Below are 9,732 nucleotides of genomic sequence, written 5' to 3' on the forward strand. Positions count from 1 at the left end.
CAGCGAGGCGACAAGGTGCTCCTGGTTTCTTCGGCCCCCACGCTGCTTCTGGAAGCCATCGCCCGGCACATCGGCGCCGATGCGGTGGTGGGCACCCGCCCCGCCCTGAGCCACGGACGTTACACCGGCGGCATCGTGCCCCCCGTTTGCATTGGCCATACAAAGCGCACCCTCACTGAGCACACCCTCGCCGCCCTGGGCTGGGAGGTGGATTACGCTGCCAGTGCGGCCTATGCCGATTCCATCACCGATGTGCCTTTGTTGGAGATGGTGGGCTATCCCCACGCCGTTTATCCTGACGCAGCCTTGCGCGCCCTGGCCCGACAACGCCATTGGCCCATCATCGACGCCCAAGCAGGGTAACCGCGCCCTTTTTGGAGGACCTGTCCATGACCCAAGGAAAACCCATCTCCGCCACGGCGGCATGGGGTCTCATAGTGCTTGCCCTGATCCCCATGCTGGTCTTGCCGCCGAAAGCGGCAGACGACTTCAGCACCCTCTTGCTCCCCATCCTGGCCTGGGCCGCCGTAGCGCTGAACTACTGGGTGCTTCGCCATCTGCACCCTACGCTCCCTGACTATCGTCTGGTGCGTTTGTTGCTGCCGGCAAGCATCCTCTGGGCTTTGGGCGAGACCACTTGGGGCGTGCTCCATTTCCTAGACATGGAAACCGATCCTTCCGTGGCCGATATCTTCTGGCTCTTGGGCAACGCCACTTTCCTATATGCCCTGGGGAGTGCTTTACGCTGGTACCCCCAACGCCAAAGCCCTTCCCTACGTCGCCTGCAATGGGGGGTATTGCTGGGAATCCTTCTGCTCAGTAGCTATTTTATCCTCTGGCCAATGGCACAAGCGTTCACGCTGGAAGATTGGAAGGATTTTTTTCCAGCCATGCTTTACCCGATCATGGACGCCGCCCTGCTCATGGCCGTGGCGAGCCTCACCCTCCGCATGCGCCGCGGCCAATTGTGGCGTCCCTGGATGCTCATCGCCCTCTCGGTGGCCGCGGCCAGCCTCGCCGACCTGCTTTATATCTACCTGGACTGGAACGACCTTTACTACACCTCACAAGCCCTCTGGCTCTCCCGGCTGACCGACTGGCTGTTCCTGGTGGATTACATCCTTTACGGCTGGGGGATGGTAGAACTGCGCCGCGCCTGGCGGCAGATGACGCGGCTGGGAGCGCCTGGGCCACGCCCTGTCCAGCGTCCCAAGACCTTCACCAACGCATTGGGCCTGCTCTACCTCGACCAAGAAGACCGGGTGATCGGCTTCGCCGGCGTGCTGTGGGAGCAAGGGGCTCACCCCCCTGCCCTGGAAAAACCTGTGCGGGAAGCCTGGCCGGAATCCACTGCCCAGGAAAACTGGCAGGTTCTTCTGAACACGCTTCGGCTTGAAGGAAAGCTTTTCCCCTCGGCGCTGAGCCTTCCGGCCCGGGACGACCAACGGATGACCTGCTGGATCTCCAGTGTGGCCATCGCGCCCGGCGGCACCTACGAAGGGGCCAACTTGCTTTTGCGCGGCTACCAGCCAGGCCTGTTCGATCCCTTCCTGGGGTTGTCTCCCGAAAGCACAGGGCTGGCCCGCTTTCTGGCGCGGGAAACCGGGGTGACGATCCCGGACTACCGGCAAGCCATGCACGATTATGTCCAAGGCCTCTGGCGCGCCCTCATGCTCACCCTGACGCAGCAATTCGGGCCTGAGCGAACCCAGGAAGTGGTCCACGAAATCCAACAGGCCCACGAAGAAACCTTTCAACTGACCCCCCAGCACATCCGTTTGACCGAACCGGCAGCCGCCGAGCCCAACCTGGAGGCCCTCCGCCGTCTTTATCAGGAACTCCTCAACGACCTGCAACGCCAGGCCGCGCGTTTGCTCTCCCCCCCTGTGGCCCTGCACGAGATGACCAAGGCCGAAAGCCGAATGGAGGACAGTTTGCTGTGGATGGCCGAAGAACTCGGCCTGCGCTTTCGAAGTTAGACGGCAGCCGGGCACCCAAGATGCCCGACCACCCAAGCCTCACGACCAGGCCTGACGGGCCGTGCACCTGTCAGGCCTGGTCGTCTGGCGTCAACATGCGGCGCAAAAAGTCCAACGCCACTGCCGCGGCCCACTGGGGTGCCAGCCCAGGTGGGCCAGGGAACACCTTCTCGCCCTCCCGCTCCCCCTGAGAGGTCAGGCCCTTGAGCCACAAGCGGTGCATGTCCCTGTCTGGGGTGAGCAGGATGCCCAGGGCCAGGGTCGCCTTTTGGGTGCGGTACAGTCCCTCCAGGGTCCGGAGCACCGCCGCCCAATCCTCGGCAGGCAATACCTTGCCTTCGAGCAGCGGCGCGTCGGCCAGGGTCAACCGGCGGATGAGTTCCCCATGGCTGCCGCTTTCCACCACCACCAGGGTGTGCTCCAGAGCACGCAGGCGGCGCACCACCACCCCCTCCAGCGTCTCCTCATCCACGCCATAAATCGCCTTCCCCAACCGGCGGCGAATCTCGGTTTCCACCGCGCGAATCATGGCCAGGGCCTGCGCCTCATCGTCGGCCTTGGCGGTGATGCGCACATCCACCTGCGCCGGATGGGCCGCCAACCCCACGGTGGGGTTTCGCCCCCGCTCCAGGTCGGCGATGCGTTCGTCGATGACCGACTCCGAGATGCCCGCCGTGTGGAGCACCCGCGCACGGATGACGCCCCGCAACCCAAAACGCTCTCGCAGGTAAGGCAGCACCTGACGGTCGAAAATGGTTTCCATCTCCCGGGGGACACCGGGCAGGGAAATGACCACCCCCTGGTCGGTCTCCACGGCAAACGAGGGGGCCGTCCCCACCTCATTGGGCAGCACCCGCGCGCCCTGGGGGATATACGCCTGCCGCTTGTTGTTTTCGCTTGGGATGCGGCCATAGCGGCCATAGCGGGCCACCAGAGCATCCCACAAATCCTGTTGGAAGACCAGCGAGCGCCCCGCGGCCTGGGCCACCGCCTCCCGGGTGGGGTCGTCCACAGTAGGCCCCAAGCCGCCGGTGGTGATGACGATATCGGCGCGCGCCAACGCCTCTCGAATGGCTTCGGCGATGCGCTGCACATTGTCGCCCACCGTGATCATCCGGTAAAGGTTTATCCCGGCGTCGCGCAGCCGTCGGGCCAGAAAACGCGCGTTGGTGTCCACGATTTCCCCCAACAAAAGTTCTGTGCCAATGGTGATCACTTCGGCTGTGGGCATGGCCACTCCTTGAAAAGATGAAAGCCCGGGCAAACCCGCCAGGCTCGCCCGGGCGGCGGCTCCTCACACCACATTGTATTCTCGAATTAGGCGGTCCTCCTCAAAGCGGGCCAGGTCCAGGCTGGAAACATCCACCGTTTTGGCCTCGCCATCCAGCAGGATTTCGCTCATCAGCAGGCCGGCCACCGGCCCATGCATAAACCCATGGCCGGAGAATCCGGCGCACACATAGAACCCTTCTACCGGAGTCGCACCGAAGATGGGATGGGCATCAGGGGTCACCTCGTAAAGCCCGGCCACGCGACTGGCCACCCCGGCCCGCTCCAGCAGGGGAAGCCGCGCCATGGCCGCTTCCATGTGCACTAACTCCCACTCCCGATCCACGGACTGGTCAAAACTCGGTTTCTCGTTCGGGTTGGACATACCCGTCAGCAACCCGCGCCCCTCAGGATGGAAGTACAGCGACTGGGCGAAATCAATGACGAAGGGGAAATCCGGGGGGATGTCCAGAGGCGTGGTCGTCAGCCACTGCCGGCGCAGGGGGGTGATAGGGATCTCCACCCCGGCCATCTTGCCGATGACCCCGGCCCACGGCCCGGCGGTGTTGACCACCACCGGCGTCTCGATGCGCCCCTGAGCGGTCTCTACCGCCACCACGCGTCCACCCCGGACCTCAATGCCGGTGACCGCGACCCCGGAAACGGCCTGCCCCCCCAGTTGCGTGGCCCGCTGAATGTACCCCATCACCACGCCGTTGGGGTCCACCAGGCCGTCTTTGGCGTAAAAGGTCCCTGCCAGCACATCATCCAACCGCATCATGGGCAGGCGTCGGCGCACCTCATCGCCGCTCAGCCACTCCGTCATCACCCCCAGGCGATGTTGCAGGGCCACATTGCGCCGAAACGCCGCCACATCTTCTTCCCGCGTGAGGAAGAAGAGATACCCAATCTGACGATAGTCAATGGGATATCCGATCTCCTCCTCGAAGCGCTCCAGCATGGGCAGGCTGACCAGCGAAAGGCGGATGTTGATTTCGGTGGCAAACTGGTAACGCACGCCACCGGCGCAACGGCCCGTGGCGCCCATGCCAAAGAAGTCTTCTTTTTCCAGCAGCACCACCCGGCGCTGCCCCCGGACGACGAGATGATAAAGGGTACTGGCCCCCATTACCCCACCACCGATGATCACGATATCGGCTGTTTTCGGCAGTGTGTTCATCGCGAACTCCTCTGGAGGGACGAAAGCGATTGGCGATTGGCGATTTGTGGTTAGCGGGTCACCAGGTCACCCGTTGCCCCAGGCCCTCTTCGAGGGCGTTGCGCAGGGCCACGCGGGCGGTCAGGGCATCCTGGACGGCCACGCCCACCGACTTGAAGAAGGTGATCTGCTCCGGCGAGGTGCGTCCCGGCTTGCGCCCCAGCAAAATTTCGCCCAACTCGGCGTGGATGTGGGCCTCGGTGATGCGTCCGGCGCGCAGGGGCTGGATCAGGTCCCCCGCTTCGGCCAGAGCGGCCTGGCGCGAATCCACCACCACCAGGGCGCGGGCCACGGTCTCCGGAGGCACCTCGGCCATTTCGGGGGTATACGCGCCGATGCCGTTGATGTGCACGCCCGGCTTCAGGTCCTCGTCGGCGAAGACCGGCCGGCGAGAGGTGGTCGCCGTGCAAATGACATCGGCCTCGGCCACGGCTTCGCGGGGCGAGGCGGCCACACGAACATCTTGTGGCACCGGCCCCTTCCCGGCCACATCAGCGGCCAGGGCTTCGGCGCAGGCCCGGTCCAGGTCGAACAGCCACACCCGTTCGATGGGCCGAACCGTGCAGACCGCCTCGATTTGCGTGCGGCCCTGTGCGCCAGCGCCGAAGACGGCCAGCACCCGGCTATCAGGGCGGGCCAGCACATCGGTCGCCGCCCCCGAAGCCGCTCCGGTGCGGATGGCGGTCAACGCCCCCCCCTCCAGCAAGGCCAACGGACGTCCCGAGTTGGCCTCCAGCACCAACACGGCCGCATGGATCAGGGGCAACCCCCGCTCCACATTGTGCGGGAACACCGAAACCACCTTGACCGCCAGCGCCTCCTCCTGAGAAGTGTGCACATACGCCGGCATGAACAAACTCACCCCTTCATGGGGCGCCACCGGCAACGAGAGGCGCAACGGCACCTCGGCTTCCTCTGCCGAGAGCGCCTGGTAGGCCCGTTTGACCGCCTCAATGGCCTCGGCCATGGGCAAGGCCCGCAGGACATCGGTCGCGCGCAAAACCAACATGGCAGCCTCCTCTACCGCACGGACAAATGGCAAACAATGTTCCGGGGTCAATGATACCCTTCCCCCGGCAAAATTTCCAGCGGTCGCCGTTGGAGGCTCAACGACACCCACCGCCTCTCTCAGAGCAATCAAAAGAGGCGCAGCCGCCCCCAACCCGACCACGCCTCCCTTCGCCCGTCAACAACGTGGTGCCTTGCCGTGCCTGTAAGGGTTTGGGCTACTCCATCCCCAGGTAGGTCTTTTGTACCATTTCGTTGTTGCGCAAGTTCTCGGCCGTGTCGGCCAGCACAATCTCGCCCGTGCGCAACACATAACCTCGATGGGCGATAGAGAGAGCCATCAAAGCATTCTGCTCCACCAACAACACCGTCGTGCCCTGCTTGTTGATTTCCACAATGGTGTCGAAAATGGTCTCCACCAGCACCGGCGCCAGGCCCATGGAAGGCTCGTCGAGCAACAACAGGCGCGGGCGGGCCATCAGGGCCCGGCCAATGGCCAGCATTTGCTGCTCACCGCCCGAAAGGGTCCCCGCCACCTGATTGCGGCGCTCCTTAAGGCGAGGGAACAACTCGTACACCCGCTCCAGGTCCTCTTTGATGCCGGCTTTGTCGTTGCGGATATAAGCCCCCAGGTCAAGGTTCTCGGCCACGGTAAGGCGAGCAAAGATGCCGCGGCCTTCAGGCACCATGGAAACGCCCTTGTACACGATTTCATGCGGCTTATAGGGGGCCAGGTCCTCGCCCTCCAGAATAACCTTACCATGCTGGGGCTTTACCAAGCCCGTGATGGTACGCAGGGTGGTAGTTTTCCCTGCGCCGTTGGCTCCAATCAGGGTCACGATTTCCCCCTGCTCGACGGTCAAACTAATGCCCTTCAGCGCCTCGATGTTGCCGTAGAAGGAATGGACATCGTGCAGTTCCAGCATAGCCATGGGCAATTCTCCCAAAAGCAAGGTTATCAGGCTAAGCCGCCACCGCGGTGGCCGAGCCCAGCCCAGAGGCGGCCCCACGGCCCAGGTAAGCCTCAATCACCCGCGGGTTCCGTTGAATCTCTTCCGGTTTCCCTTCGGCGATCTTGGTGCCGAAATCCAGAACGGTAATTTTCTCACTGATGGTCATGACCACCTTCATGTCGTGCTCGATGAGCAGGATGGTGATCCCTAGCTCATCGCGCAAATGCTCGATGAACTGAATCATTTCGGCGGTCTCTTGCGGGTTCATCCCCGCCGTAGGCTCGTCCAGGAGGAGCAATTTGGGATCGCTGGCCAGCGCACGGGCGATTTCCAGACGACGCTGGGCACCATAAGGCAGGTTACGCGCCAGTTGATCGCCCAATCCGGCCAGGCCCACGAAGCGCAGCAAGCGCCGCGCCTCATCCAGGGCGAAGCGCTCATCCTTGTGGAAGCGGGGCGTGTGCAGAATAGCGTCCCACCAACCGTGGTGCAATCGCGGATGCATCCCCACCATAATGTTCTCCAGCGCGGTCATGTTGGGGAAGAGGCGAATGTTCTGGTAAGTGCGTGCAATACCAAGGCGGCTGATACGGTCGGTGGAAAGCCCCTGAATCTCCACGCCGTTGAAGAGGATCTTGCCTTCTTCCGGTGTGTAAAATCCGGTGATGCAGTTGAAAAAGGTGGTCTTTCCTGCGCCGTTCGGCCCGATGACGCTGGTGATGGAGCGCTCTTCGATCTCAAAGTCCAGGTTGTTCACCGCCACCAAGCCGCCAAAGCGCTTGGTCACGCCTTGAGCGATGAGGATGGGTACCATAACATGCCTCCTAATCCGTGCTGGCCGTCTCGTGCAGTTCACGGCGACGCACCGGCTCAGGCCAGAACCCTTCGGGCTTGAGCAGCATCATGGAGATCAGCGCGATACCGTACATCAACAGCCGGTACTCGGCGAATTCGCGCAGCAATTCCGGCAGGCCCACCAACAGCAGCGAGCCGACCACCACGCCGGGCAGGCTCCCGATGCCGCCCACGATGATCAGCGAGAGCACATTGATGGAAATCAGCAGGTTGAAACTGTGGGGGAAGATGGAGCCTACCTTGGCGGCGAAGATCGCGCCGCTCAAGCCCGAGAAGGACGCGCCAAAGGCGAAAGCCGTCAGTTTGGTGTTCACCAGGTTGATGCCCATGGCCTCGGCCACATCTTCGTCTTCCCGCATAGCCATCCAGGCCCGCCCGAGGCGCGAATCCCGCAACCGCACGGCTACGAACCAGGCCAGGGCGATACCCGCCAGGATCAGGTAGTAGAAATGCTGCGGTTTGAGGAAGACAAAGGAGCCGATAGAAGGCTGCGGAATTTGCAAAATACCCTGCGCGCCGCCGATGTAAGGCTTCAGCCAGTCCGAGAGGGCCAGGATGCGGATGATCTCACCAAAGCCCAGGGTGACGATGGCCAGGTAATCGCCGCGCATCCGCAAGACCGGGATGCCCAGCAAAATCCCCGCGGTCATCGCCACCAGCACCGAAATCACCGCCGCGATCCAGAAAGGCAAATGCGCCACGCCTAAAGGGCTAGTGGAGGTCAACACGCCGGTGGTATAGGCGCCAATGGCAAAGAAGGCCACATACCCCAGGTCCAGCAGCCCGGCGAAACCGACCACGATGTTCAACCCAAGGCCCATCAGGGTGTACAGCCCCACCATATCCAACACATCGGAGAGGTAGGAGCCCACGAAATAGGGCAGATAAAGCAACCCGGCCACCCCCAACGCCACCGGAAACCAACGTTTGAACAGCACCTCTTTGCCGGTGGCCGGCGATTGCTGGACCATGGCCGTTTGCAGCGCCTTCCGTTTCTCGCTCCACCACACCAGGCCGATGACCAGGGCAAAAGTGACCACGGCCCCCAGGGGATTGAGCCCCTGCACCTCCACGAAGGGGAGCAGCAGGGATTTGATGGCCAGTCGGCGCAACAAATCCGAGAGCAGGCCCACCAGGGCCGTGATCAGGAAAGCGTTCACCAGAGCCCGGCGCCACAAATCGGGGAGCCGATTCACCACCGAAGCCACCACGGCCATCGCGGCGGCAAACAGGATGAGCAGCACGAACCCCACCCAGGGGCCTTGCCCAAACCGCAGCAAAGCGTACAGTTCAGGCGAAGCGTGGACGAACACAAAGCGGAAGTCGATCCACTGGCCGAGCAGGGGCACCAACCCCAGCATCGCGCCGCCCATGCTGCCCACCAGGGCGCTCAACCCCACCACCTGGGCGCCGCTCACCTCTTCCTGCAACCGCTGAGCGAACAGGTAGCCCAAACCGGCAAAGGTGAGGATGAGAATCACATGCCCCAGAGAAAGCAGGCTCTGCGAATGGTAAGCGATGATGGCCCGCTTGCTGGAAGATTCCACCAACCCGACCAGAGTGACATAGAGGGCAATCACCCCCGTCAGGAAGCCGTACCATACCGCCTGCTGAAGAGGAGTCTTTTGCTCACGCATGGTTGCACCGCCTCATGATCAGGCTTTCTTTTCGGAAAGACGCTCACCCAAGATGCCCGTGGGGCGGAAGATGAGCACCGAGACCAGAAGGGTGAAGGCAATCACATCCTTGAGTTGATAGGACGCCGGAATGCCCAACCCTTCCAGGATCAACCCAGGGCCTAAGGCCTCGAAAATGCCCAGAAAGAAACCGCCCAACATAGCCCCGGGGATGTTGCCGATGCCGCCCAGCACCGCCGCTGTGAAGGCTTTGATGCCGGGGATAAAGCCCATAAAGAAGTGCACCTGTTTGAACACCAGGGCATAGAGCACGCCAGCCACGCCAGCCAACGCAGCGCCCAGCACAAAGGTGTTCACGATCACCCGATCCACATCAATGCCCATTAAGGCGGCCACATCTTTGTCCTCGGCCACAGCGCGCATGGCTTTCCCCATCTTGGTGTACTGCACATACACATACAGGCCCACCATCATCAAAATCGACACCGCGATGACTAGCAGGTGCACTTTGAGGATCTTCAGCCCGAAAATGTTTGTCTTGCCCGCAAAAATGGCGACTTCCGGATACACGCTCACCCCGGAGCCGTACAGCCCACGGAAGGTGTACTCAATCGTAAAGGAAGCGCCGATGGCCGTAATCAAAGGCACCAGACGGGGAGCTTTGCGCAGCGGACGATAAGCCACGCGCTCGGTAATCACCGCGACCACCACCGAAGTGACGACCGCCAACAGAGTGACCAATAAAAGCGAAATAATCGGATGTGCGTTATAAATGCCGTACTGATCCAGTTTGAAAGCGAGGAAATACCCCG

9 protein-coding genes are annotated in these 9,732 nt (G+C 62.4%); 2 read left to right on the plus strand and 7 right to left on the minus strand.

Features of this window, described 5'->3' with window-relative positions:
• Both G4O04_08055 and G4O04_08060 read left to right on the plus strand, forming a co-directional pair.
• On the plus strand, positions 1–363 hold a 363-nt coding region (locus G4O04_08055), incomplete at its 5' end, for an HAD-IB family phosphatase (protein ID HEY58472.1).
• 26 nt (positions 364–389) lie between these two features.
• Positions 390–1,979, plus strand: a complete 1,590-nt coding sequence (locus G4O04_08060) for a hypothetical protein (GenBank protein ID HEY58473.1) — start codon at positions 390–392, stop codon at positions 1,977–1,979.
• 70 nt (positions 1,980–2,049) lie between these two features.
• On the opposite strand, the gene G4O04_08065 is transcribed toward G4O04_08060, so the two are convergent.
• The 7 genes from G4O04_08065 to G4O04_08095 form a co-directional block, all read right to left on the minus strand.
• The gene (locus tag G4O04_08065; protein ID HEY58474.1) at positions 2,050–3,210 is read right to left on the minus strand and encodes a CinA family nicotinamide mononucleotide deamidase-related protein; all 1,161 of its coding nucleotides are present in this window, start codon (positions 3,208–3,210) and stop codon (positions 2,050–2,052) included.
• A 63-nt stretch (positions 3,211–3,273) separates the two neighbouring features.
• Positions 3,274–4,428, minus strand: a complete 1,155-nt coding sequence (locus G4O04_08070) for an FAD-binding oxidoreductase (GenBank protein ID HEY58475.1) — start codon at positions 4,426–4,428, stop codon at positions 3,274–3,276.
• Positions 4,429–4,486: 58 nt separating this feature from the next.
• Positions 4,487–5,476 (minus strand): ornithine cyclodeaminase, encoded by a 990-nt coding sequence (locus tag G4O04_08075; GenBank protein HEY58476.1) that lies wholly within the window; start codon positions 5,474–5,476, stop codon positions 4,487–4,489.
• A gap of 217 nt (positions 5,477–5,693) precedes the next feature.
• Entirely contained in the window at positions 5,694–6,407 is a 714-nt protein-coding gene (locus G4O04_08080) for an ABC transporter ATP-binding protein (GenBank protein HEY58477.1), read from the minus strand.
• A gap of 31 nt (positions 6,408–6,438) precedes the next feature.
• Positions 6,439–7,242, minus strand: a complete 804-nt coding sequence (locus G4O04_08085; GenBank protein ID HEY58478.1) for an ABC transporter ATP-binding protein — start codon at positions 7,240–7,242, stop codon at positions 6,439–6,441.
• A 10-nt stretch (positions 7,243–7,252) separates the two neighbouring features.
• Complete coding sequence (locus G4O04_08090; GenBank protein ID HEY58479.1) at positions 7,253–8,920, minus strand: leucine/isoleucine/valine transporter permease subunit; 1,668 nt, start codon at positions 8,918–8,920, stop codon at positions 7,253–7,255.
• An 18-nt stretch (positions 8,921–8,938) separates the two neighbouring features.
• Positions 8,939–9,732, minus strand: a 794-nt coding sequence (locus tag G4O04_08095; protein ID HEY58480.1) for a branched-chain amino acid ABC transporter permease, incomplete at its 5' end; no start/stop codon positions are given.

Source organism: Anaerolineae bacterium, from assembly GCA_011176535.1.
In the GTDB taxonomy this organism is placed as follows: domain Bacteria; phylum Chloroflexota; class Anaerolineae; order Anaerolineales; family DRMV01; genus DUEP01.